At 64.6% G+C, this 23,496-nt stretch carries 25 protein-coding genes and 1 tRNA gene; 17 read left to right on the top strand and 9 right to left on the bottom strand.

All coding sequences use genetic code 11. The features are described 5' to 3' along the window. Positions 1-294 precede the first annotated feature (294 nt). Complete coding sequence (locus ACWAT4_RS34295) at positions 295-645, bottom strand: hypothetical protein (RefSeq protein WP_449729175.1); 351 nt, start codon at positions 643-645, stop codon at positions 295-297. 62 nt (positions 646-707) lie between these two features. Beyond that, complete coding sequence (locus ACWAT4_RS34290) at positions 708-1,232, bottom strand: hypothetical protein (protein ID WP_449729174.1); 525 nt, start codon at positions 1,230-1,232, stop codon at positions 708-710. A 375-nt stretch (positions 1,233-1,607) separates the two neighbouring features. Here ACWAT4_RS34290 and ACWAT4_RS34285 point away from each other — a divergent pair, with 375 nt between their 5' ends. After that, complete coding sequence (locus ACWAT4_RS34285) at positions 1,608-2,414, top strand: lytic murein transglycosylase (RefSeq protein ID WP_449729173.1); 807 nt, start codon at positions 1,608-1,610, stop codon at positions 2,412-2,414. A 147-nt stretch (positions 2,415-2,561) separates the two neighbouring features. On the opposite strand, the gene ACWAT4_RS34280 is transcribed toward ACWAT4_RS34285, so the two are convergent. Beyond that, complete coding sequence (locus tag ACWAT4_RS34280) at positions 2,562-3,416, bottom strand: SDR family NAD(P)-dependent oxidoreductase (protein ID WP_212428522.1); 855 nt, start codon at positions 3,414-3,416, stop codon at positions 2,562-2,564. A gap of 126 nt (positions 3,417-3,542) precedes the next feature. Here ACWAT4_RS34280 and ACWAT4_RS34275 point away from each other — a divergent pair, with 126 nt between their 5' ends. The 4 genes from ACWAT4_RS34275 to ACWAT4_RS34260 all read left to right on the top strand — a co-directional run bounded on the left by ACWAT4_RS34275 (position 3,543) and on the right by ACWAT4_RS34260 (position 7,083). Next, positions 3,543-3,917, top strand: coding sequence for a response regulator (locus ACWAT4_RS34275; protein ID WP_212296945.1), 375 nt, complete (start codon positions 3,543-3,545; stop codon positions 3,915-3,917). A 69-nt stretch (positions 3,918-3,986) separates the two neighbouring features. Then, positions 3,987-4,598: a LysE family translocator gene (locus ACWAT4_RS34270; protein WP_449729172.1), complete on the top strand. Its 612-nt coding sequence runs from the start codon at positions 3,987-3,989 to the stop codon at positions 4,596-4,598. A 625-nt stretch (positions 4,599-5,223) separates the two neighbouring features. Beyond that, entirely contained in the window at positions 5,224-6,426 is a 1,203-nt protein-coding gene (locus ACWAT4_RS34265) for a GGDEF domain-containing protein (RefSeq protein ID WP_449729171.1), read from the top strand. Positions 6,427-6,462: 36 nt separating this feature from the next. After that, positions 6,463-7,083, top strand: a complete 621-nt coding sequence (locus tag ACWAT4_RS34260) for a peptidoglycan recognition protein family protein (protein ID WP_449729170.1) — start codon at positions 6,463-6,465, stop codon at positions 7,081-7,083. A 9-nt stretch (positions 7,084-7,092) separates the two neighbouring features. On the opposite strand, the gene ACWAT4_RS34255 is transcribed toward ACWAT4_RS34260, so the two are convergent. From ACWAT4_RS34255 to ACWAT4_RS34245, 3 genes are all read right to left on the bottom strand, one after another. Continuing rightward, positions 7,093-7,434, bottom strand: coding sequence for a hypothetical protein (locus tag ACWAT4_RS34255; protein WP_212446471.1), 342 nt, complete (start codon positions 7,432-7,434; stop codon positions 7,093-7,095). A 186-nt stretch (positions 7,435-7,620) separates the two neighbouring features. Beyond that, entirely contained in the window at positions 7,621-8,520 is a 900-nt protein-coding gene (rpoH, locus tag ACWAT4_RS34250) for an RNA polymerase sigma factor RpoH (protein ID WP_018318222.1), read from the bottom strand. 218 nt (positions 8,521-8,738) lie between these two features. Then, the gene (locus tag ACWAT4_RS34245) at positions 8,739-9,746 is read right to left on the bottom strand and encodes an RluA family pseudouridine synthase (protein ID WP_212428527.1); all 1,008 of its coding nucleotides are present in this window, start codon (positions 9,744-9,746) and stop codon (positions 8,739-8,741) included. Between ACWAT4_RS34245 and ACWAT4_RS34240 the strand changes: the two genes are divergently transcribed. The 10 genes from ACWAT4_RS34240 (at position 9,745) to ACWAT4_RS34195 (ending at position 17,320) form a co-directional block, all read left to right on the top strand. Beyond that, positions 9,745-10,089 carry a hypothetical protein gene (locus ACWAT4_RS34240; protein WP_212296939.1) on the top strand — a complete coding sequence of 115 codons (345 nt, stop codon included), beginning with the start codon at positions 9,745-9,747 and terminating at the stop codon, positions 10,087-10,089. The genes ACWAT4_RS34245 and ACWAT4_RS34240 overlap by 2 nt on opposite strands. 111 nt (positions 10,090-10,200) lie before the next feature. Next, positions 10,201-10,794: a DUF2846 domain-containing protein gene (locus tag ACWAT4_RS34235; protein ID WP_449729169.1), complete on the top strand. Its 594-nt coding sequence runs from the start codon at positions 10,201-10,203 to the stop codon at positions 10,792-10,794. 152 nt (positions 10,795-10,946) lie between these two features. Beyond that, positions 10,947-11,021: transfer RNA gene (locus ACWAT4_RS34230), tRNA-Glu, on the top strand. A gap of 54 nt (positions 11,022-11,075) precedes the next feature. Beyond that, positions 11,076-11,609 (top strand): 2'-5' RNA ligase family protein, encoded by a 534-nt coding sequence (locus ACWAT4_RS34225; protein ID WP_212300124.1) that lies wholly within the window; start codon positions 11,076-11,078, stop codon positions 11,607-11,609. 138 nt (positions 11,610-11,747) lie between these two features. After that, positions 11,748-11,960, top strand: coding sequence for a hypothetical protein (locus ACWAT4_RS34220; RefSeq protein WP_212300123.1), 213 nt, complete (start codon positions 11,748-11,750; stop codon positions 11,958-11,960). Between the two features lie 155 nt (positions 11,961-12,115). Beyond that, positions 12,116-13,117, top strand: a complete 1,002-nt coding sequence (locus ACWAT4_RS34215; RefSeq protein ID WP_449729168.1) for a 3-oxoacyl-ACP synthase III family protein — start codon at positions 12,116-12,118, stop codon at positions 13,115-13,117. Continuing rightward, positions 13,118-14,101 (top strand): NAD-dependent epimerase/dehydratase family protein, encoded by a 984-nt coding sequence (locus ACWAT4_RS34210; RefSeq protein WP_212426542.1) that lies wholly within the window; start codon positions 13,118-13,120, stop codon positions 14,099-14,101. It abuts the gene before it with no gap. Further along, positions 14,098-14,892 carry an MBL fold metallo-hydrolase gene (locus ACWAT4_RS34205; RefSeq protein WP_212300120.1) on the top strand — a complete coding sequence of 265 codons (795 nt, stop codon included), beginning with the start codon at positions 14,098-14,100 and terminating at the stop codon, positions 14,890-14,892. Before ACWAT4_RS34210 ends, ACWAT4_RS34205 begins: the two co-directional genes overlap by 4 nt. Then, positions 14,889-16,172, top strand: a complete 1,284-nt coding sequence (locus ACWAT4_RS34200; protein WP_212300119.1) for a F390 synthetase-related protein — start codon at positions 14,889-14,891, stop codon at positions 16,170-16,172. The genes ACWAT4_RS34205 and ACWAT4_RS34200 overlap by 4 nt, the downstream gene beginning before the upstream one ends. Then, the gene (locus tag ACWAT4_RS34195; RefSeq protein ID WP_449729167.1) at positions 16,169-17,320 is read left to right on the top strand and encodes an ATP-grasp domain-containing protein; all 1,152 of its coding nucleotides are present in this window, start codon (positions 16,169-16,171) and stop codon (positions 17,318-17,320) included. Before ACWAT4_RS34200 ends, ACWAT4_RS34195 begins: the two co-directional genes overlap by 4 nt. A 3-nt stretch (positions 17,321-17,323) precedes the next feature. Here ACWAT4_RS34195 and ACWAT4_RS34190 read toward each other — a convergent pair whose 3' ends face one another. The 3 genes from ACWAT4_RS34190 to ACWAT4_RS34180 all read right to left on the bottom strand — a co-directional run bounded on the left by ACWAT4_RS34190 (position 17,324) and on the right by ACWAT4_RS34180 (position 20,418). Next, complete coding sequence (locus ACWAT4_RS34190; RefSeq protein WP_212300117.1) at positions 17,324-18,307, bottom strand: Rieske 2Fe-2S domain-containing protein; 984 nt, start codon at positions 18,305-18,307, stop codon at positions 17,324-17,326. After that, positions 18,304-19,404, bottom strand: a complete 1,101-nt coding sequence (locus tag ACWAT4_RS34185; RefSeq protein ID WP_449729166.1) for a GNAT family N-acetyltransferase — start codon at positions 19,402-19,404, stop codon at positions 18,304-18,306. Before ACWAT4_RS34185 ends, ACWAT4_RS34190 begins: the two co-directional genes overlap by 4 nt. 102 nt (positions 19,405-19,506) lie before the next feature. Continuing rightward, the gene (locus ACWAT4_RS34180) at positions 19,507-20,418 is read right to left on the bottom strand and encodes a hypothetical protein (RefSeq protein ID WP_449729165.1); all 912 of its coding nucleotides are present in this window, start codon (positions 20,416-20,418) and stop codon (positions 19,507-19,509) included. A gap of 623 nt (positions 20,419-21,041) precedes the next feature. Between ACWAT4_RS34180 and ACWAT4_RS34175 the strand changes: the two genes are divergently transcribed. Further along, the gene (locus tag ACWAT4_RS34175; protein ID WP_212426536.1) at positions 21,042-22,532 is read left to right on the top strand and encodes an amidohydrolase family protein; all 1,491 of its coding nucleotides are present in this window, start codon (positions 21,042-21,044) and stop codon (positions 22,530-22,532) included. Positions 22,533-22,535: 3 nt separating this feature from the next. Beyond that, complete coding sequence (locus ACWAT4_RS34170; protein ID WP_449729164.1) at positions 22,536-23,465, top strand: CobW family GTP-binding protein; 930 nt, start codon at positions 22,536-22,538, stop codon at positions 23,463-23,465. Positions 23,466-23,496 lie beyond the last annotated feature (31 nt).

Below are 23,496 nucleotides of genomic sequence, written 5' to 3'. Positions count from 1 at the left end.
TGGCGGGGTGACAACCTGAGATAGAAGGCTATCGCTTGCGCTCCGCGATGGCAAGGTGAATCGTGGTGTCGTTGATGTCGCAGCAAGCGCATCAGATATGCAGAGAGCGTAACTGCGGGTTCCCGCTTTTCCGCGAAGCAGATGCTTGGATAGCCGAAATACATTGTTCATCTTGCATGCTCTCGCAACGCAACGCGTGCGCTCATGCGTTGCAATGCTGCTTGCGCCTGCGTCTCTTCCCGCTGTGTGCACAGATCTCATCCAACGCGCGGTCTCACCCGTGCGTTGCACACATCACATAGGCCGTGCGCGTCGCGGGAGTTTTTGCGCAGCCAATCGCGACGGGCTGCCGCCATCGCCTCGGCCATCTTCTTGCTTGCGTCCCTGCGCCATGATCGCGCTGCCCATCGCGGCCGAGCCAAAGGTGATGACGAACGAAGCCAGCAGCAACGCGAGCCCGATGCCCGGCGCGCGATCGGCCAAGATCAGTTCACGCAGATGTCCGGGATTGAGCCAGAGCAATCCGCCGACGAGCAGCGCCGCGGCGCAGGCGCCGATCGCAAGATTGATGGCGAGCAAGCGGAGAAGCGGGATGCGCAGCAGGCGGAAGGAGCGCCGCCTGGCTCGTCTTGTGGTGTTCGGCACGAAGATCCTCGCAAGCCTTTCGTCCGCTTCTTGCCGGGTTGTGTGACCCAGCCTCGCTCGGCTCACGCCGCCGGCGCGATCCGATCATCCGCTTTGGTCTGCTGTGCCTGCTGACGCTCCGTCATGTCCTGCCAGAGCGCTGCGATGCTGGCCTGGGTCTGGGGCGCGATCAGGCAGTGGCCTTCGTTGTCGAAGCTGCAGAACCGCGCCGACGGATCTTTCCTGACCACGGTCAGGGCCTGATTGATCATCTCCAGGCAGGTCATGACCTGTCCGATCTCCTGCAGCCGCGTGTGATGCAGGATATCCATGAGGCGAAACGTCATCACCGCGGGCTGACCGTAGTTAATGCCGGGCCGACCGAATTCGAACAGGACGTTGACCGCCGGGAACGTGCCGCGGATGTGCTCGAGCACGCCGGCCATGTCGTCCTCGCTGCAGGCCACGAGATGGGCGGTTTGAGCCGGCGCGACCGCGGGTGCTCGCGGCGCAAGGCCGAGCGAATTGATCACCTCCTGCTCGATCCATTGCCGTACTGGGGCGGGTGCATTGCGAATCTGATCGGCGGTCAGGGTGATTCCGGTCATGGCTGGTCTCCTGGGCGGGCGCTCCTGTTGATCCCAGTCTATGAACGAGGCCGTCAGGCACGTTGATGCGGATCAAGCCTGCTGCTTTGACGCTGTTCCCTTTCAACAGACGCTTCGCGGGCAGGTGCGCACGTCCAGAGTTTGCGATGTTGGCACTATACCCCTGTTTTGCCCGACGGGTCAACCGATATTCGGAAAAATAGCAATTGCCGTCGCTGAGCTGCTACTGTGCATGGGGTTGTTTTGCGGTTTTTGTTTCGGCACGGTTGGCCGCTGGCGCCGATGTGATCGGTTCTGTGTCGCTTTGACGCGAATCCCGTTCCCGGGCATGATCGCGTGCTGCTTTCCACGCATGGCTCCTAAGGATTTTTTCGCATGCTGAGATACGTTCTCGCCGTCGCTTCCATCGTTTCCCTGGCCGGCGGGTCGGCTGAGGCCGCGCGTTGCGGCGGCGACTTCAACAGCTTCGTCGCCAGCATGACGGCGGAAGCGCAGGCAGCCGGCGTCTCTGCGGGCGTGACCAGTGCGGCGTTCGGCGGCATCACCCAGGACGGCGCCGTGCTCGCCTTCGACCGGCGCCAGCGCTACACCTTCAACAAGAGTTTTGAGCAGTACGTCTCGACCCGTGTCGGCGCCGGCCGCATCAATGGCGGCCGCGCGCTGCTGCAGCGTCATGCCGCGCTGCTCTCGCGCATCGAGCAGCAGTTCGGCGTGCCCCGCCAGATCCTGGTCGCGATCTGGGGCCTGGAGAGCGATTTCGGCAAGGGCGACATGGGCAAGCTGCCGGTGATCCGCACGCTGGCCACGCTTGCGCATGATTGCCGCCGCACCGAGCTGTTCCAGGGCGAGCTGCTCGCCGCGCTCAAGATCGTGCAGCGCGGCGACCTGCCGCTGCGCGACCTCATCGGCGCCTATGCCGGCGAGATCGGCCAGACCCAGTTCCTGCCGTCGTCCTACATCAAATACGGCGTCGATTTCGACGGCGATGGCCACGTCGACCTCCGCCACAGCGTCGCCGACGTGCTCGCCTCGACCGCGAACCTCTTGCACAGCAACGGCTTCAAGATGGGCCAGCCCTATGACGAAGGCTCGGCCAATTTCGAGGCGATGCGCGAGTGGAACAGGGCGGTGATCTACCGCAAGACGATCGGGTATTTTGCGGACCGGCTGGTGGGGCAGTGAGCGCATTCTCGGTGTCATCGCCCGCGAAAGCGGGTGATCCAGTATTCCAGAAGCGGCGTGACTAGACCCGAGGAGCCGCGGCCTACTGGATTTCCCGCTTTCGCGGCGAATGACAGCGGAGTTTGAGGCGCCGCCATTGCGCCCCATCTACTTCGCCTTCGCCATCCTCTCCAGTCGCTTTTGCAACGGCGCCCAATACGTCCCCGGGCGGAGGCGCTGCAGGATGTCCATGAAGCGGGCGTCGTTGCCGATCAGGATGCGCGGCTCGTTTCTCTCGATGCCCCTGATGATGCGGAGCGCGGCCTCCTTCGGTGTCGTCCGCGCTGCGGTCTCGAACCGGTCGATCATTTGCGCGCGGCGCGCGTTGTCGGTGACGCCGACCCCGGTGCGCGAGGAGCGCGCGATGCTGGTGGCGACGCCGCCGGGATGCACCACCGACAGTCTGACCGGGCTGCCCGCGACCGCAAGCTCGTGCCGCACGCTCTCGGAAAACCCGCGCACCGCGAACTTCGCCGCCGCATAGGCCGACTGTCCGGGCGGGGCGATGATGCCGAAGATCGAGGAGACGTTGACGATATGCGCCTCGGCCTGCGTTTTCAGATGCGGCAGGAAAGCGCGGGTGCCGTGCACCACGCCCCAGAAATTGATGTCGAACAGCCAGTCCATCTGCGCCTGGTCGATCTCCTCGAACTGCCCGAGCAGCGCCACGCCCGCATTGTTGACGAGGATGTTGAGCGCGGGATGCGCTACGATCGCCTCGCGCGCGAATTCCGCGATGTCGTGGGCCTCGCCGACGTCGACGCGATGCACGCTGATCTTGCGCGCTCTGTCGTTTGCTTGGTCGTGTCCTTGGCCGATCTCGGCGGCGAGGCTCTTCAGCCCGGCCTCGTCGCGATCGGCGAGGGCGAGATCACAGCCCCGTTGCGCGAGCTCGAGTGCCAGCGCGCGGCCGATGCCACTCGCCGCGCCCGTGATGGCGGCAGCGCCTCGAATCATCGTCATGATGCCTCCCGTCAAGCCCCGACAAGGGAACAATGATTTACATTTTTTCAGAATGGAACAGAACCGTCGTGCGGTTCCGGTTTTAACATGGGCTACTTGGGCAAAGCCAAGCATTGGGAGCCACCAATGGGACAATCAAAGCCATTTGCAGCGACGGCGCTCATCGTCGAAGACGACATCATGCAGCGGGAGATGCTGTGTCTCCTCCTGGAAGAAAGTGGCTATGAGGTCATCCAGTGCGAAAGTGCCGAGGCGGCCGAGCGTGTGCTGGAGAAGAATGCCGGTGCGCTCTGCCTGATGCTGACCGACGTGCAACTCGCCGGGCGCATGAACGGCGTTGAGCTCGCGCACGTCGCCAAGGACCGCAATCCGAAGCTCGACGTCGTCGTGACGTCGGGGCGCCCCTTGATGCAACCTTTGCCCGACGGCGCAAAATTCTGGGCCAAGCCGTGGGCGCCGCTCGACGTGCTGCGCGAGGCCGAGATCGCCCAGCTGAACTGAGGCGCGTTCGCAGCTTCGCTGACCGTGTCGTGACTTCTCCCGCGGCGCTGGGGATGGTAGGGACGAGGCATGTCCTGGTCCTTCCTGCTCACCTCGCTGATCGTCGTGGCCTCACCGGGTACCGGCGTTCTCTACACCCTGGCTGCCGCGCTGACGCGCGGCTCGCGGGCCAGCGTGGCGGCGGCGTTCGGCTGCACGCTCGGGATCGTGCCGCATATGATCGCGGCGATGCTCGGGCTTGCCGCCGTGCTCCACACCAGCGCACTCGCCTTCGCCGCGCTGAAATGGTGCGGCGTGGCCTATCTGCTCTACATGTCCTGGCAGGCGCTGCGCGAGAGCGGGGTGCTTGCGGTCGACGGCGAGATCAAGGAGCGCTCGAGCGGCCGGGTCATCGTCACCGGCTTCCTGATCAATATCCTCAACCCGAAGCTCTCGATCTTCTTCCTCGCCTTCCTGCCGCAGTTCATCGCGGTGGATGAGGCGCATGTGCTGGCGCGGATGCTGGAATTGAGCGGCGCCTTCATGGCGATGACCTTCGCGGTGTTCGTCGTCTACGGGCTCTGCGCGGCCTCCGTGCGCGAGCGCGTCATCTCACGCCCGGGCGTGATGGCGTGGCTGCGCCGCTCGTTTGCGGCAGGCTTTGCCGTGCTAGGGGCCAAGCTCGCGTTCGCCGAGCGGTAGCCTCTCTTCTTTACCTCGCCCCGCCTGCGGCGGAGCCAGCCAATAAAAAAGCGGGCCTCGCGCCCGCCGCCTTCAATCTCTCGACCTGATCCGAGGCCCGGGCGGAGCGTGCTCCACCCGGGCAAAGAACATGCGCGCTACTTCTTCTTCGCGGCCTTCTTGGCCTTTTTCTTCGTCGCCTTCTTCGCCTTCTTCGCTTTCTTAGCCATAGGATCCTCTTAAGGGTTAATGGTGAAACGCGACACGAGGAACGCTCGGCGGAGGGCCAGCCTCGCAAAATCCTCGATGACAAACTCAGCAGATTCGCGCGTCTCTGCCCCGCACTGTCACATCGATGTCATCCCGTTATCCACAGCTCAGATGCATTTTCAGGTGATTTCGGTCCGCGAATCCGCATCGCGGAGCGTCTCGGCGCGATCGTGATGCACGCCGGCGACGTGCCTAACGATCTGATAATCGAGACTTGGCGTTCACGAATCCAAAACCAAGGGCGCGCTTTCTACGATCGCAGTGAGGTTCCGTTAAGCGCGATCCGCGCATGATCCACCGCAAGAACACGGGGACGGGTCATGGTCGAACGGCTGCCAGAGACAGGGGGCGGGACGCTGCGCGTGCTGCGGGCGCCATGCTGAACGTACCAACGCTTTGGATGGTCTTCGTCGTCAACTTCTCGGCGCTCGGCCTGATCTGGGCCTATGTGACGCGTTCCTATCCGAAATTCGAGGCGGCGCGGTACTGGATGGCTTCGTCCTTCGTCGGTGCCGCTGGCGCGATGGCGGCGCTGGTCCGCCTGTTCGTCGATTCCTCCATGCCGCTTATCTTCGGGGCCGTCGGGGTCATCGCAGCGAGTTGCCTCGCCGCGGCGGGCATTCACCGCTTCTATGATCGGCCGGTGTCCTGGCGCGCGATGACGGCTGCGGCGATCGTGAGCCTCGCCGGCGTCGTCTTTTTCAAGGTCGTCTACGACCAGATGCAGCTGCGCATGATGAGCTACTCGCTGGGGCAGGCTGTTCCGCTGCTGCTGGCCTTGCGCCTCCTGCTGTCGCCGCAGGATGGGCGCGTCAGCCCCGGGGCCTGGCTGTCCAGCATCGTCATCATCACCATCATCGCCATCTTCATCGCCCGCACGGTGGGCAATCTGCTCGGCGGTGATTTTTCATCGGTCGCAGGTGGTCAGGCCCATGCCGTCATGGTGCTCGGGCTGCTCTTCCTCTCGATGACGCTCAATTTCGGCTTCCTGCTGATGGCGATGGACCGCCTGCGCAACGAGGTCGCCCACCTCGCGCTGCTCGACGATCTCACCGGCGTCGCCAATCGGCGCCATCTGTTGCAGCGTCTCGTCGAGGAATGCGCCCGTTCGGAGCGCAGTGGCGAGTCGTTCTCGCTGCTGGTGATCGATCTCGATGGCTTCAAGACCATCAACGATACCCATGGCCATGCCGCGGGCGATGCCTGTCTCCAGCACTTCACCTTGATGGCGCAGACACGCTTGCGGCCGGGCGACATGCTCGCGCGCACCGGCGGCGACGAGTTCTGCGTCGTGCTGCCGTCCTCCTCCTTGCGTGAGGGCGCGCTGATCGCCCGCCGCATACTCGAGGTCTGCCGACAGGATGCTGCCGGCTGCTCCGGCAATGACATTCCGATTGCGATCTCGATCGGTGTTGCGGAATGGGATCGCGGCGTCGGTCAATTCCCTGACAGGCTGATCGCCCACGCCGACCATGCCCTCTATGCCGCCAAGAAGAACGGCAAGAACGATTTTGCGGTCTATGATCCGGCCCCGCCGCTCTCGCCCGAGCTGGTCGAAGCCGCGCGCAAATTCGCCTGAACCCTGCTACGCTGGGTCCGTCGTTGGATCCCCGTGATGCTGTCCCGCCTTGTCGCGGCTGTTCTCGCCGCTGTGCTGATCGCTCCCGCCGCTGCCATGGACGCCGAGTTCGCAAAGCTCGCGCGCCGCACCGGCACGCCTGAGATTCCAGGGCTGAAGATCGTCTGGCTCGCGCCATGGGGCGATGTCGCCAACGCCCACCCCTGGCGCAACATCATCGTGCATCAGACCGAGGGGCCGACGGGCTCGGCGCGCGGCGGCGCGCAAGAGCAGTCGAAGAATCCGACGCGACGCGGCGTGATGGTCTGGGTCGAGACCGACGGCACGGTGTACTGGTCGGTCGCGGACAATCTGGTGCCGACCCATACCGACGGCGCCAACCGCAACGACAACAAATACGTCGACAACCGCGCAACCTATCATCAGGTCGTGCGCGACAATTCGATCGGCGTCGAGTTCGCCGGCAACTATCCCGATGTCACGATCGGCCCGACCGCGGCGCAGGTCGCGGCCTGGAAGGTCCTGGTCCAGGTCTTGCGGGCGCGCTACGGCATTCCGCTCGACCACGTCTATGCCCACAATTGGATCGACTTCAAGGACGCCCGCTATTGCGAAGGCTGCTGGCTCGCGACGCTGGCGCGGACGTGGGGCGAGTGACGGCAGAGCCTACACCGGCTGCGCCATCCAGCCGAACAAGCGCCGGATCAATCCCGGCTGCTCCGGTAATTCCGGCGGCCCGTCAGCGGCCAGCACGCGTTTGAGGAAGAAATCCAGAAACACCATGTCGTTCGGCTCGGTGACGGTGAATTCCTCCTCGCCGAAATACACGCTGTAATTAAAGAAGAACGGACCCATGATCGGGATCGTCGCGGTCGAGGCATAGTCCTTGGAGATCACGAACTCGGATGGATCGAGGCCGTGGTCCCGCATGGCCTGCTCGACCAGCGGCAGCTTGCGCATGAACTGGGCGGAGAAGCCGCCGACGGTGGATTGCAGGATGATCGACACGGCGTGTGTCCGTTCTCTGAATATGGCCCAATAGGATTGGGTCGGCTGACCCATCGCATGCGTTCAAGATGCGCCGCCGGCGCGCCCCTCGACCATGCTGCAGCTCACACAACAAAAAAGCCGGCGTTGCCGCCGGCTTTTCGTCGCTTGTCGATCCGCCAATTCGTGGGCGCGAGAGCCTTGCGCTTAGTGCGCGGCTTCCAGCGCGGCCTGTTCGGCCCTTGCAATCGTGCCCTTGACCGCGGACTGCACCTTCTCGAAGGCGCGGACCTCGATCTGGCGGACGCGCTCGCGCGACACGCCGAACTCGGCGGCAAGGTCTTCCAGCGTCATCGGCTCATCGGCGAGGCGGCGGGCCTCGAAGATGCGGCGTTCGCGCGGGTTGAGCACGCCCATGGCGCCGTTCAGCGCGTCACGGCGTTCGTCATATTCCTCGTGCTCGGCCAGCATGGCTTCCTGGTTGGGCGTATTGTCGACCAGCCAGTCCTGCCATTCGCCGGCTTCGCCGTCGTCGCGGATCGGCGCGTTGAGCGACGCGTCGCCACCGAGGCGGCGGTTCATGTCGATCACGTCCTGATCGGTGACGCCGAGGCGCTTGGCAATGATCTTCACCTGGTCGGGACGGAGATCGCCCTCGTCCAGCGCGTTGATCTTGCTCTTCGCCTTGCGCAGGTTGAAGAACAGCTTCTTCTGGTTCGCGGTGGTGCCCATCTTCACGAGCGACCAGGAACGCAGGATGTACTCTTGAATCGACGCCTTGATCCACCACATCGCATAGGTGGCGAGACGAAAGCCCTTCTCGGGCTCAAAACGCTTCACCGCCTGCATCAGGCCGACATTGCCTTCCGACACGACCTCGGAGATCGGCAAGCCGTAGCCGCGATAGCCCATGGCGATCTTGGCGACGAGCCGGAGATGGCTGGTGACGAGTTGATGTGCCGCGTCGCGATCGTCATGCTCGCGCCAACGCTTGGCGAGCATGTATTCCTGCTGGGGTTCCAGCATCGGGAACTTGCGGATCTCGGCGAGGTAGCGAGAAAGGCCGGATTCTCCGTTGAGGACCGGCAAAGCAGCGGTACGGGCCATATTGAAGCCCTCCAAGGTTCAGGCCCCCGATAGCGGCGGGCCAGGCAGACGACCGCTTGGTTAAAGCCGGCCGTAGCTGCGATGTTCCACGCTGGTCATTTCCAACGCAGGCGCAATATACCCCATGGGGACGCAAAAAGGGAAGGATTGCTGACGTCACGTCCCCGTGTGGCAGCTATAACTTTTTGTAAGGTAACGGTTTTCTCAAAGACCCTGCGTCATAGCGCCGCTTTCAGGGCGCCTTCCAGGAGAAGCAAATCCTCCGGCAGGCCGGCCTCCCAGTGAAGAAGTTCTCCGGTTCTGGGGTGCTCCAGTACCAGCAAATAAGCGTGCAGGGCCTGCCGCCCAAGCGCCGTTAAAGCGGCCTGCGATTCTGGCCCGAGCTGGTTCGCCTTGGTCTTGAAATGGGGGCCATAGACCGCGTCGCCCATCAGAGGGTGGCCAATATGGGCGAGGTGGACACGGATCTGGTGGGTGCGGCCGGTCTCGAGCTCGCAGGCGAGCAGCGCTGCGACCGGCTTGCCGTCGCGGCCGGTAAAACTCTCCAGCAGCTCCCAATGCGTCACCGCCTCGCGGCCGCCCTGGCGCACCGCCATCTTCTCCCGCGCATGCGGGTGGCGGTCGATCGGCGCATCGACGGTGCCGCGATGCCGGCCCGGCAGTCCCCAGGAGAATGCCATGTAGCCGCGCCGCATCGGCCCGGTGCGGCCGTGGTCGGCGAATTGGGCGGTGAGCGAGGCGTGCGCCAGGTCGTTCTTGGCAACCACCATCAGCCCGGTCGTGTCCTTGTCCAGCCGGTGCACGATGCCGGGTCGGCGCACCCCGCCGATGCCCGACAGCGAGGTGCCGCAATGGGCGATCAGGGCGTTCACCAGCGTGCCGGTCTCGTGCCCGGCCGCGGGGTGCACCACCAACCCCCTGGGCTTGTTGATGACGATGATGTCGTCGTCCTCGAACACGATATCGAGGGCGATATCCTCGCCCTTAGGCTCCGGCGGCGCAGCCTCCGGCACGTCGATTATGATCGTATCGCCGGATGCGACGTGATAAGCGGGGTCGCGGACCGGGGCTGCCTTGAGGCTGACCGCGCCCGCCAGAATCAGGGCTTTGAGCCTTGATCGCGACAGCTCGGGAAGGCGCGCCGCCAGCACGCGGTCGAGCCGGGCCGAGCCCTCGTCGCCTTCGACCACGACTTCCAATCTTTGCGCTGAACCTGAGCTTTCCATGACGACGTCTGATACCGCTGTTCCCGAACCGACCCCCGAGCAGGCCGCGCTGTTCGCGCGGGTGCGGCGGATGATGCTGATCGCGGGGTTGACCTCGGCGCTGGCCATCTGCGCCGTCCTGATCGCGGTGGGCTACCGCCTTTTCAAGTCGGAGGGAAGGGCGGCCGAGCCCGTGAGCGACGTCACCGCCACCCTGCCGAAGGGCGCCAGAATCGTCTCCACCGGCGCGGCCGGGGACCGTCTCGTGGTCACGCTCGATATCGGCGGGGTCATCGAGATCCGCACCTTCGATGCCCACACGCTCAAGCCAGCCGGAAAGCTGAAATTTGCCAATGAGCCGTAGGACGCAGGAGCACTGCACCGGCTGATTGTTGATCGCATCCCGGTCCGAGTTGTCGCGCCGCGCAACTTCTGATTTAGATTCCGGCTTGGGGAAGTTGGGCTGGGACTTGGAATGGGACGTATCATTTCGCGCGTCGTCGCAATCGTAATCGTCGTCGGATCAATCGGAGGTGCCGGGCCTGCGGCGTTTGCAGAAACGGCCAAGCAGCCCGCCGCTGCACCGGCCAAACAAGCCGGACCTTCAGCTCAGCCCAAACAACCGGCAGGGCAGGCCAGGCCAACCAGCTCGCGTCTCGCGCGGCTCTATTTCCTGCGCGAAAAGGGCATTTTCGGTGCGATGGGCGGAATGGCTGCCGCAACGGAGATCTTGATCGACGGCAAGTCCGTCGGAAAGGTCGACATGGGGACGTTCTTCTTCGTCGATCAACCGCCGGGCGTCCGCAAGATCGCCTCTCACATGAAGATGTCGATGACGGACTATGACGTCGAAGTCCCCGTCGAAGCCGGCAAGACCTATTATTTCGGCGTCGGCACCCAGCGGACCGGTCCCCCCGTCCAGGACCTGCTCAACCAGGCCATCGCAGGCAGCAGTGGCCAGCAGATCCGCTCGTCATCGCCCTTCAAGTCAGCCTTTGCGGGCGCGGGCCTGTTCCGCCTCGAGCCCGCCGCCGGCGCCGCCGCAATCGAAAAATTGAAGCATCCGTGACTGTTCCCCGCGGTTTCGCTGGGAGACGCGAAGCGCTTCGCGGAAGCCATCGCGCGGTTAAGCTTGAGCAGGCTTACCGTGCATATCCGGGAATTTCGTGCCCCATCGAGGCTTGCCGTCGGCGAAATTCGCGGCTATGTCCTGTCCCTCACGCTCCCTTCGTCTAGCGGTTAGGACGCGGCCCTCTCAAGGCTGAAACAGGGGTTCGATTCCCCTAGGGAGCGCCATTTCTCGAATCACCATCCCTCTTGATTTGATTGTTCCACCCGCGGGGTGAGCCTGTGGCATTGGCAATCAATATCCGCGCCGACAACGGTTCTGCAGACGAGATCGAGCGGCTGTGGGATCAGGTCGGTGCGTTCGAGGCCAAGCCATCGATGCGTGCGCTTGGCTACCGTCCCCATTTTACATTTGCGATCTACGACGGGCCTGCGATCGACGAAGAAACGGCGTGGGACGCCATGCTGGCCGCCGCAGCCGGCGAAACGCAGCTGCGCATCGAATTCACGCGAATTTGCTGGTTCGAAGGTTCTCCGCTCGTCCTCTGGGCTGAGCCGGCGGTCGACGAGGTCCTGGCACGCATCCATCGCGCCGTCAGTGCCGCAATCGATCCAGCGCATTGTCGTCCGCATTACCGGCCCGGCGCGTGGACGCCGCATTGCACGCTTGGCACGGCCATCGTCGACGAACGGCGCAATGATGCCATTGCGTTTGCACTGGCGTTCGATCGCAGCATCGAAGTGATGTTCGACGTGGTGGATTGCGTTGCTTTTCCGCCTGTGCGGATTATCGCCGAGCGGAGATTGTCATCGTAGTTAGTTGTCGCCTCACGACTGGAACGCCATTTCATCACCCGTCGTGACGGAGGTGATCGTCGTCACAGCCATCTTCGGAGCGTGCATGCATCCTGCCTGTGCTTGCGGGATGGCCCGCATCACCAACTGGAGATGAACATGAAACGTGCCAACGACAAAGGCTTTGAGAACCGTGAGCTGACCATCGACGAACTCGACGGCGTTGTCGCAGCCGGCGTCTGGGGCTGGATCAAGCACGAAGCGTCTGCGGCTGTGAAATGGATCGGCTCGGAATTCGCCAAGGCCGAGAACGCGGTGGCCTCGGTTTTCGGCACCAGCCACGTCAACATCACCATTCACAGGCAGAACTGAGCGAACTGTTTGTTCAACGTGCAACCTCCGGGCCTTCGGGTCCGGAGGTTTTGCGTGACGATCTGCGCACAATCGAGCGCTCCTCCCCTCGATCGCGTGGCAACCGCCGGGCGCATCCTGTAGTTTAGGACGGCTCCACGGGAATCAGAGGTGCCATGACGCCGATTGCGTTCAGCTTGCGCGGAACAGGGACGAGCCTGCCAGGGAAGAAAGTCAGCTCGGCCGCCCTCGACCGCGAGCTGGGAAAGCCGGATGGATGGCTCGAGGCGAATTGCGGCGTGAGGGAACGGTTCGTTTGCGAGGCCGAGACGCAGGACGAGCTTGCGGCCAGTGCTGCGCGGGACGCGCTGGCCGAGGCCGGCATCGCACCATCAGCGATCGACCTCCTGATCTTCGCGAGCGCCGTTCCCAAATATTCGATTCCGATTACGGCGCCGCTGATCGCGCGGCATCTCGGCATTCCCGCTGGGCACTGCTCGACGCTCGACGTGAACTCGACCTGCCTCAGCTTCCTGTCGGGCTTCGACATGGCGACATTGATGATCGCCGCCGGGCGCCATCGCTGTGCCCTGGTCGTCTCGTCCGAGATGGCCTCGCGAGCCCTGCCGTGGCAGACCGATCCGGCCACGGCCGGATTGTTCGGGGATGGCGCCGCGGCGGCGGTGCTGGTCCGGCCCGAACCTGATAGCGCGAGCCATGTCAGGGCTGTTCGTTTCGAGGTCCACCATGAGGGCTATGAGGCCTGCTCGCTGGCGTCAGGCGGGACGGGGATCGACTTCGCGCGCGAGCCCGAGCGCTTCGCGGCGGGCCGCTTCTTCCAGATGAATGGCCGCGACCTGTTCAAGCTGACCGCGAGCAAGTTTCCCGGCTTTGTCGATGAGTTGCTCAAAGGCGCAGGCTGGACGCGCGAGAGCGTCGATCTCGTCGTTCCGCACCAGGCCAGTCCCTTTGCGCTGACACACCTCGTCAAGCGCTGCGGTTTCCCGCGTGACAAGGTCATCGATATCGTTGCCACCCATGGCAACCAGGTCGCAGCGTCGATCCCGACCGCGCTGCACCTTGCGCGACGCCAGCAACGCATTAGCCGGGGATCGCGGGTCATCCTGCTCGGCACCTCTGCGGGCGTGTCGTTCGGCGGCATGGCGATCGAGATCTAGATGCCGCGGATATTGGTGACGGGAGCGGGTGGTTTCCTGGGGCGTCGCTTGGCGCGCCATCTGGCGGCGTGCGACCACGAGGTCGTGGCGCTCGGTCGGTCCGCTTTGCTCCGCGACGCCCTTCGCGACGGACGCATTACGGTAAAGACTTGCGATCTCGCCGATGCCGCTTCATTGTCCGCGCTCGAGATCGAAGGAGTCGATGCCATCGTCCATTGCGCCGGCCTGTCGTCGAATTGGGGGCCGCGACGCGATTTCGAACGCAACAACGTCACCGCAACGGCCAGTCTGCTGGCACAGGCACGACGTTGGGGGCGTCCGCATTTTATCTATGTGTCGTCGTCCAGTGTCTATTTCAGTTTCCGTGACAGGCTGAATGTCGGCGAGACCTCGGCGCTGCCCGCGCCGGTCAATCATTATGCCTGGAGCAAGGTCGCGGCCGAACAATTCGTCGGTTCTGCGGCTGATCTTCCCTGGACCATCGTGCGGCCGCGCGGCATCTACGGGGCGGGCGACAGGGCCCTGCTGCCGCGGTTGCTGCGGGCAGCCAGGCGAGGGCCGCTGCCCTCGTTCAACGGCGGGCGGGCGGTGATCGATCTCACCCATGTCGACGACGTCGTGGCCGCGATCGCGCGCGTACTGGACCATCGGGACCGGGCGACCGGTGCCGTCTACAACGTCTCGGGCGGAGAGGCGGTGTCGATCCGCGACATCATCACCCGCAGCGCCGCGCTCTCGGGCCTTGATGTGCGCTGGCGCGAGCTGCCCTGGCCGGTCGCGCTCACCGCCATCCGTGCCATCGAGGGATTTCACACACTGTTCCGGCCGCAGGTCGAGCCAGTGGTGACGGCCTATACTGCGGGCCTGCTTGCGTTCAGCCAGACGCTCGATCTCTCGGCCATCCGCAACGACATCGGCTGGACACCGGGGATCACCTTCGCCGAAGGTTTGCAGCGGACGTTCGCGGGAGATCAGGCGGCATGAAGCTGTTCAACAGCGCGCATATCGATGTCTTCGCCGGCCTCATCAAGCGCGGTGCCGGGCTGAAACGTGCGCGGCTCACGGTGCGCTACGGCCTGATCGACCTCGGCGCGCGCGGGCTCTGCCTTGTCGATACCGGCGTCGGACCGGAGGTGACGCAGGGGCAGCGCAGCGCGGCATTGCGTCTCTACAGCGCGGTGCTTCGCCCGCAACTGAACGCCGGCGAGGCCGTAGAGACGACGTTGCGCAATCTCGGCGTCGCTCCGGCCGATATCCGCCATGTCGTCGTCACCCATTTTCACGCCGATCACGTGTCGAGTCTTCGGTTGTTCGTGAACGCCGAGGTCATCGCCTGGGCAGCCGCGGCGCACGCGGTCATGGCGATGAGCCCGGCCGCGGCCCTGCACCAAGGGATTTTCAAGGAGCTGATCCCGCCGGATATCACCGAGCGGCTGCGGCCGGTCGAAGGGCTGACGCGACGGTCGACCGGCACCCTGCTCGGCGACGGCCATGATCTTTTCGGCGATGGCTCCTATCTCGCGGTGCCGCTGCCGGGACATGCGTTCGGCCATTTCGGCATCTTCTGGCGCGAGCCGGCAGGTCCGGTCATCTATGCTACTGATGTGGCATGGACGCGCGAGGCGCTGATGCAGGACAAGACGCCGTGGATCTCCAGAGCCGTCGTGTTCGACGATATCAGCGCCGGACGCGACAGTCAGCGCCTGCTCAGGGCGTTCGCCGAGCAGGGCGGCCGAATTCATCTCTGCCATGATGTTGAAGAGCCGATGTCGTGACGCCGCAATTGGCATTGGCATCGGCCTATCTGCGCACGCGCCTGCTGCGGCGCTGGCTGACCAGCCGCGCCCGGATCGCGCGATGGCAGCAGCCGCGTCTCGCGCGGCTGATGCGCGATGCGACACGGCAGGCTGCCTTCTATCGCACCTTTCGCGACGGGGTGTTGTCCGAGCTTCCCATCGTCGGTAAGCGCGAGGTCATGGCGCGCTTCGAGGATTTCAACCGGCTCGGTCTGACCGCCGCGCAGATCTGGACCATGATCGACCGGGGGGAGGCGCCCAGAGGTTATGATGTCGGCTGCAGCACCGGCACCAGCGGTAATCAGGGACTCTATCTCGTTTCGGACGAAGAGCGCTTCGTCTGGCTCGGCACCATCGTTGCAAAGGCGATTCCGCCGTCCTTGTGGCGACAGCATCGGGTCGCCATCGTGCTGCCGCGCTCGTCGCGGCTCTACGATTCCGCGAACGAAGCGAAGCTGCTGAAACTTTGCTTCGTCGATCTCAGGCTCGGCCTGCCTTCGGCTGCCGAAACGCTCGCCGCTTTCCAGCCGACCGTGGTCGTCGGTCCGCCAAAGGCGCTGCGCTGGTTCGCAGAGAACGGCGTCGCGATCGCCCCGCGAGCGATGTTCTCGACTGCGGAGGTGCTCGATCCGCCGGACCGGGAGGTGATCGAGCGTCGCTTCGGCCTGGGCTTGCGGCAAATCTACATGGCGACGGAGGGCCTGTTCGGCGTGTCCTGCGAGCACGGTACGCTGCATCTCGCAGAAGACGTCGTCCATTTCGAATTCGAGCCCGTCGCCGGCAGCTCCGATCTCGTGGCGCCGATCGTGACCGATTTCACGCGACGCACCCAGGTCATGGCGCGCTACCGCATGAACGATATCCTTCGTCTCGACCCGATGCGCTGTCCCTGCGGGTCGGCCATGCAAGCCGTCGCGGAGGTGATCGGTCGTCGCGACGATGTCTTTCTGCTGCCGAACCGCGATTCGGCGCGGTCCGATGTGCTGGTGACTCCCGACGTGCTCCGCAATGCCGTGCTGGCGGCCGACCGAAGCATCGATGATTTTCGCATCCGGCAGACCGGCGAGAATCGCATCGACATCGTCCTGCCGGCCCACGTCAGTATCTCCGCTGGTGAGGCCGTACGTGACGCGGTGCTGCGCGTGTGCGAGGGGCTTGGAGCGCGCCCCGGCGTTGACGTGCAGCACGAGACCCTGCAGCCGCGCAACGACGCAAAACTTCGGCGCGTCGAAAATTGCTGGAAGCCGGGCGTCCCATGAGGAGGATCGTTCTCGTCACCGGAGCCCGAGCGCCTGCGGCGCTGCATCTGGCGCGCATTTTTCACAGCGCCGGCCATCGCGTCATTCTGGCCGATACCTTCCGCTATCCGATGTCGCGGGCGACGCGGATGAAGCATGGCTATGCGCAATTGCCGTCGCCGCGGGCGAGTTTTTCCGACTACTGCGCGGCAGTGGCGGCGCTGGTTGCGCGCGAAGCGCCGGATCTCATCGTGCCGACCTGCGAGGAGGTGTTCTTCCTGGCCGCGGTCCGCGACATCAACCGCATCGACGTTCCCCTGTTTGCGCCGCGTTTCGATCTGCTCGCAAGAGTCCACAACAAGGCCGACTTCGCGGAGCTCGCCACCGGGCTCGGCGCCGATCCGCCGCCGACCACGCGGCTGCTCTCGCGGGAAGACCTTCCAAGGCTGTCGCAGCCGAGCGAAGCGCTGGTCCTGAAGCCCGCATGGTCGCGGTTCGGATCGCGCGTGCTGATCCGGCCATCGCGCGCCGTTGTCGACGCGCTTTTTCCGACTGCGGCGGATCCCTGGGTTGCACAGACCTACCTGCCGGGCGAAGAGATCAGCGCCTATGCGGTCGCCGTCGATGGTTGCCTCGCGGCATTTCAAAGTTACAGGCCGACCTATCGGGTCGGCCAGGGTGCCGGCGTCGCCTTCGCGCCGGCCGATGAACCGGTCGCGCGGCAGTTTGTGGAAGGGTTGGTCGGGCGATTGAACTGGACCGGACAGATTTCGTTCGATTTCCGCCGTGACGCACACGACGCGCTGCATGTCATCGAATGCAATCCGCGCACGACGAGCGGTGTGCATTATTTTGGACCCGCGGACGGTCTTGAGAAATCAATTCTCGAAGGACGCGCCGCGCGGGCATCATCCACAGCGCCGATGACGCTGCCATTGGCCATGCTGGCCTATGGCTTGCCTGACGCCATACGCCATCGCGGGCTTGCGCAATGGCGGCGCGACTTTGCCGGCATGCAGGACATCTCCGCCTGGCCCGGGGATCGCGGACTGTTGTTGGCGCAGTTGCGGGCGCTCGGAGAGATCGCCGTTCGCGCGCTGCGGAACGGTACCGGGCTGGTTGAAGCCTCAGTGCGCGATATCGAATGGGACGGCGAGCCGCTGTCGTGAGGATCACAATTCCATGGTGATCTCGAACGGCGCGTCAGCAACCGCCGGACGTTCGCCGCGCAGAATCGCGTCGATGCTGGGCCTGAGCACGTCGAGGCGGCTGACCACAGGCAGCGCGTCCGGTGGCTTGTTGTCCCGCGCGGCCGTGAGAATGCGCTGATCTTGGCGCAGCGCGATCATGAACAGCGGCTTGAACAGAAGGGCTTTGAGATATCCGAGGCCACCTTGACGTGGCCCCGCCAGCACGCCGAAGCCGCGCACGTGGTCATCGTCCTCCTGGCGCAGATGAAATGTCGTCGACAAGTTGATTTGGTCGCGTCCCCAGAATTCGAGCTCGGCGATGCCCGGCGCGATGAAGCGGCCGACGCTGATTGAACGCTCGCCTTCCAGCAACCGGCTGATCAAACCTTCCTGCCGTGGCTCGCCTTCGTACCGGGCCTCGACCCAGCCATTGCCGCCTGTCACGGATACCCTGACCTTCCAGCGCCGGCTGCTCAGCCCGCGCAGCAGGCCGCTATGGGTGAAGTGGGTGTGGGTGGCGTCCAAAATGTTTTCGGCGACGTCGAGCAAGGTCGAGCGAACGCGATTCTCGACAACGCTGCTCACGGTGCCCGGTCCCGACAGCACACCGGGATAAGGTTTGCCGCGTTGGCTGCCCGGCGAAATGTAGATCAGGCCGTTCTGTTCGCGCACCGCATGTGCCGGCACTGCGATGTTCGGCGGCTGCTCCAGCAGGCCCGGCATGCTGCGGCAGCGGCCGTCGCCGCCGAACTGCCAGCCGTGATAGGGGCATTCGATGGTGCCGTCGATCACCCGGCCCAGCGACAACGGCGCGAAGCGGTGCGGGCAGCGGTCGGTTAGGCATTTCAGGGTCTCGCCGGATCGGAACAAGACGAAAGGCTGGCCGCCGAGCAGTACGCGATGCGGCTTCGCGCCGATCTTGCGGCTCAGCGCAACCGCGTACCAGGTCGATGCTCGACCCGTCATAGCTCAAAGCTCCGCAGCATGGGGATGCCGACCCGTTCCAGAATTGCCCGAACCAGACATGCGGCCAGCCGGGTCGTCGGCGCAAGATGGGCGTTGTAGACGGCGGAATATTCCAGCGCGGCGATGCCGCCCCTGTTGCGCTTAAATGATGCGGCGCCGGCGCTCATGTTGTAGAGCATTTTCCGCTCCCGCGCGCGCTTCGCCGCCAGCGCCATCAGCATGCGATAGAGACCTATCGCCTGCGGCACGGTGCTGTCATAGCCGACGATCGGCGCCGTCATGGTGCGGCCGCGGTCGAAGAACGCGATCACGCCGGCGAGCTGTCCATTTGCGGCGCGTGTCCCCCAGAATTCGAGGATGCCGCCGGCATGTGCCGTTCTCATGAACGCAGCGGTGTATTGCGGGTTCAGCCAGGTGTACTTCTCGAGATAGAGATGCCGGCAGAGCAGCTGCGCGCGAACGAAATCGTCGTCGCGAAATTCCTCCGGCGTGACGAGAGTGAAGCCCGCCTCGTCCAGCAGCGTGCGGTCGCGTCTTTCGTCGCGACCAATCTTCGGCTCAGCGTCCCTGCAATCGAACATGTAGATCTGCCGCGCCGGATACATCTGGTAGCCGGCCTGGCAAAAAGTCCGCATCGTCTCGCGGTCGCTGAAATCGTTCAGAGAGCGCCAGACCACCACGTGTCCGGGATGCTCTTGCGTGATCGCCTGCGTCACCGCCTGAATCGCATCAAGCGTGACATCGGGAACAGGATTTGTTGCGATCAGCCAGTTGTTCACCTGCACCTGTCGGTCGAGCCCGGCTGCCCGGATCAGCGGATAACCCAGCTTGAGCAGGCCATCCAGCATGGCCGATAACAGCCGATGCTCCGAGAAGTGACGCAGCTCGTCGCGCGCATAATCAATATACGCGACGGAGGGGCAGCACAGATAGCAGGTCGGCCGGGTGCCGCTGTTGATCGTGACGGGAAGCACATGGCGATCGATCTGGCGAAAGCCGACATGGGTGCTGAGATTGCCGATCGCGTTTTCGCTCGGTGCCGACCCGAACAGCTCGCACAATGAATTTGCCTTCGCGGTGTTGTCGATCTCTGTCACCGAGAAGCGTGCCCCTGTCCCGTCTCGCCGGAGAATCCGGCGCGCCCAATCGTTTCAGTTGTTCCGATGGTGGTCAACGCTTTGCCAACGGCTTTGGTAGGTTCACAGCGCCTCCAGCGCTGCGCGCGACGGGGCCAACGGCAGCCAGTCGGGGATACGACGTTTGGCCAGCCAGTAGGGCCGCCATAGCGACACCCAGCTTTCGCGATTGAGCGGCGCAGTACCCCAGCTCCGCGGCTTGATCACGACCTGCGACAGATCGTGCCTGTGCAGCCATTGACGCGCTGCCCACCACAGCTCGCGCGAGACCTCGATATTGCCGGGCCCCTTGAGCTGAACGATGTTTGGCAGCGGGTCGCGATAACGGCGGGAGATCTGCAACGTCGCGACGCGTTCGCCGTCCTTCCGCACACTCCAAACTCGCGTTTGATTATGCGCGAGGTTGGTGCCGTAGGTTCGGAGGCAATTCCGCATAGCCCTTGCCTCTTCGGTGATCGCGGTCAACGAATCCAGCGGCAGGAACTCGTAACCTGCCATCCGGCCCGCCCGCAGCCACATATCAGGGATCGGCTGTCGACCGAGATTTGCATGCAGGGTTACTGCGGCTTGCCAATCATGCGCGGCGGAACGTGCGGCATCGATCCGCATGTCCGGTGTCCATGGCCGTTCGATCAGGTCGTGCCCTGCTGTAGCGGGCTCGGCGGAGAACCAGGCCCAAAGAGCGATGCGCCGCAACCGTGCGGGGGGCACCTGCCGCGGATCGCGGACGTATTCGCGCGCGATCCACGCCGCCAACGGCTCATGCGCGATCTCGGCAGCATCGGCCACGAGCTGAAGCCAGGTCGGCGCGAGCTTGGGAGAGCGCGGAAGGTGGTTCGCGATCTGCCGGCGAAGAAGTTCGCCATCGGGCAATCGCGGGATCGGACGCACGAACACTTCCGGGGGAAGCTTGCGCAGCCACAAGGGCAAGTCGGCAAGTGCGGCGATTTGCGCGAGGGCGGCGCCGTCGATCACGGATGCAATGGCGCGCGCGGGATCGCACCGTGGCCGCGGTACAGCCAGTGCGAAGAGAAGCGCAGGAAAGCTCGCGGCGAGGTCGGCCAAACGTGCGTGCCGAGCGCTCAACGCGCGCACCGCGTCCTGGACGCTCGGGTGATATCGCCGAAGCCGGCGTTCAAGCAGGTCGGAACGCCCGGCCGCCTGACAAGGAGCCGGTAAAACATGGGATGTCATGACACAGGATCGAGATCGCGGCGCCGATGGGCCGCGGCAGATGAGAGTTGATATGGGGCTTTATCGTTCACCCGGGCCTTTGGTCCCGGGGGAGCGCGTCAAATATCGCGCGGCGAACCCGGGAAGCGTGCTGTCGTCGACATGATCGCCTCCAAAATGAAATTGCGCGCACCCAATAGCTTGGTATTGGCCGGGATGCAACCCGGGACTGCATCCCATTCGCGCGACCGCGGCGATCGAAGTGGTGCAATCTGCATACTGTGTCGGCTCCGGTGGCGGTGGTGGTTCATCAAAAAATCTGCCTTCATGCGCGCCGGGACGGTGCGCTGATGCGGCCGGTCTGCGCCTCCGAAGCTGCTGCCGGGCCTTTGGAGGTTTGGGAAATAGCTTGGCGGAGTGATGATATGAGCGGTTTGGTGATCTCTGGCGGCCGGGTCGTGGATCCCGCGAGCGGAATGGACGCCGTCGGCGACGTGGCGGTGATGGACGGCAAGATTGCCGCCGTCGGCTCCTCGCTCGGCAGCGCCGAGCGGGTGATCGATGCGACCGGGCTCGTGGTCGCGCCCGGCTTCATCGACCTGCACGCCCACGGCCAGTCGGTCCCCGCCGACCGCATGCAGGCCTTCGACGGCGTGACGACGACGCTCGATCTCGAGGCCGGCGTGCTGCCTGTCGCCCCCTGGTACGAGCGCCAGGCGAGGCGAGGCCGCGTGCTGAACTACGGCGCCGCCACCAACTGGGCCTTTGCGCGCATCGGCGCGATGACGGGCTCGAACGCGGAGAGCTCGCTGGAAGCGTTCGGCAACGCCATGCGCGATCGCCGCTGGATGGATAATGTGGCGAGCGATGCGGAGGTGGTGGGAATCCTCGAGCGTCTCACGCGCGGTTTGAACGAGGGCGGCATCGGCATCGGCATCTTGAACGCCTATGCGCCGGGTGCCGGCGTGCAGGAGCTGACCGCGGTGTGCCAGCTCGCGGCCAAGCAAAATGTCCCGACCTTCACCCACGTCGCCTACATGTCGCGCATCGATCCCGAGAGCGCGGCGGAAGCCTATATCCGCCTGATCGGCTATGCCGGCGCGACAGGCGCGCATATGCACATCTGTCATTTCAATTCGTCGAGCAAGACCGATATCGAACGCTGCCGCGTGCTGATCGAGAAGGCGCAGGCACAGGGCCTGCCGATCACGGTCGAAGCCTATCCGTACGGCACCGGCTCGACCGTGCTGGCCGCGGCCTTCTTCAGCGATCCCGAATTCGTCGAGCGCAACGGCACCGGTTACGATTCCGTGCAGCGCGTGACCGACGGCTATCGCTTCCATGACCGCGAGGAACTGCTGAAAGCTCAAGCCGACGAGCCGTCCTCGCTGGTGCTCTGGCACATCCTCGACACCGAGAACAATGCGCATCACCGCGATCTGCTCGATATGTCGGTGCTCTATCCCGGCGGCGCGATCGCCTCCGACGCGATGCCGTGGACGCTGTCGGACGGCAGCACCTACAAGGGCGATGCCTGGCCGCTGCCGGATGACGCCACCTCGCATCCGCGCTCGGCCGGCTGCTTCACGAAGTTCATCCGCGAATGGGTGCGCGAACGCAAGACCGTGTCGCTGCTCGAAGGTGTGCGCAAATGCGCGCTGATCCCCGCACAGATCCTGTCGCAGAGCACGCCGGCGATGCGCGCCAAGGGACGGCTGGCAAAGGACGCCGATGCCGACATCGTGGTGTTCGACTACGAGAAGCTGTCGGACCGCGCGACGTTCACGGCGATGAACCGTGCGTCGGAAGGCGTGCGACATCTCGTGGTCAGCGGCCAGGTGCTGATCAGCGACGGCGTGCTCGACGTCGCCGCGCGGCCCGGAAAGCCCGTGCGCCGTCCCGTCGTCGGGAGCTGATCCATGCCGGTTCCCGTTCTCCTGGTCACGGGTTTTTTGGGGGCGGGCAAGACCACGGTCGTCAACCATCTGCTGGCGAACGCGGAAGGACGGCGCATTGCCGCCATCGTCAACGATTTCGGCGCGATCAATATCGATGCGGAATTGATCGCCGGCGCGAGCGACGGCGTGGTCAGTCTCGCCAATGGCTGCATCTGCTGCTCGCTCGAAGGCGATTTGTTGCGGACACTCTCGGTCTTGCTGCGGCGCGATCCGAAGCCGGACTACATCGTCATCGAGACCAGCGGCGTCGCCGATCCCGGCGACATCGTCCGCAATTTGATGGATCCGGTGATCCTGCGCGAGGCGCCGCTGGAAACGGTGCTCTGCGTCATGGACGCGGCAACGCCGCGGGCCGCTCTGGATGATGCGCTGATGCGGTCGCAGCTGCGCGTCGCCGACATCGTGGCGCTGAGCAAGCTGGATCTGGCTGACGAAGGCGCAAGCGTGCGGATGCGCGAGGCCATCCGCGCGCAACGCGTGCCCGCCGTGGTGGTCGACGCGAAGCACGGCGAGCTTCCAGCCGCGCTGCTGTTTCCCGCGACCACCGACCGCGCGCCCGCGCTGCGCGAGCCGGGACCGAAACGTCCGGCAGAAGAGCGCTTCGAGACGCTGAGCTGGGCCTCGGACCGGCCGCTCTCGCTGCCGCGATTGCAGCAAGCAATCGGCCGGCTGGCGCCGAAGCTGGCACGTGCAAAAGGCCTGTTCGAAACGGTCGAGCAGCCCGGACGTCTGATGGTGTTTCAGTTCGCCGGCGGCCGCGCGACACTGGCGCCGGGCGAGCCGCCGAGTGAAGGCGTGCCGCGGGCGCGGATGGTCTTCATCGCCGAGCTCGGGGTGCTGTCGAAAGCGGAGCTCGACGCGCTTATGGACGGGTGTGTTGCTTCAGGTTGAATTGAGGCGATAGGAGCCATTCGCTCCCGTC

Source organism: Bradyrhizobium sp. T-1 (genome assembly GCF_053592855.1).
This window is presented reverse-complemented; position numbering and strand designations above follow the sequence as displayed.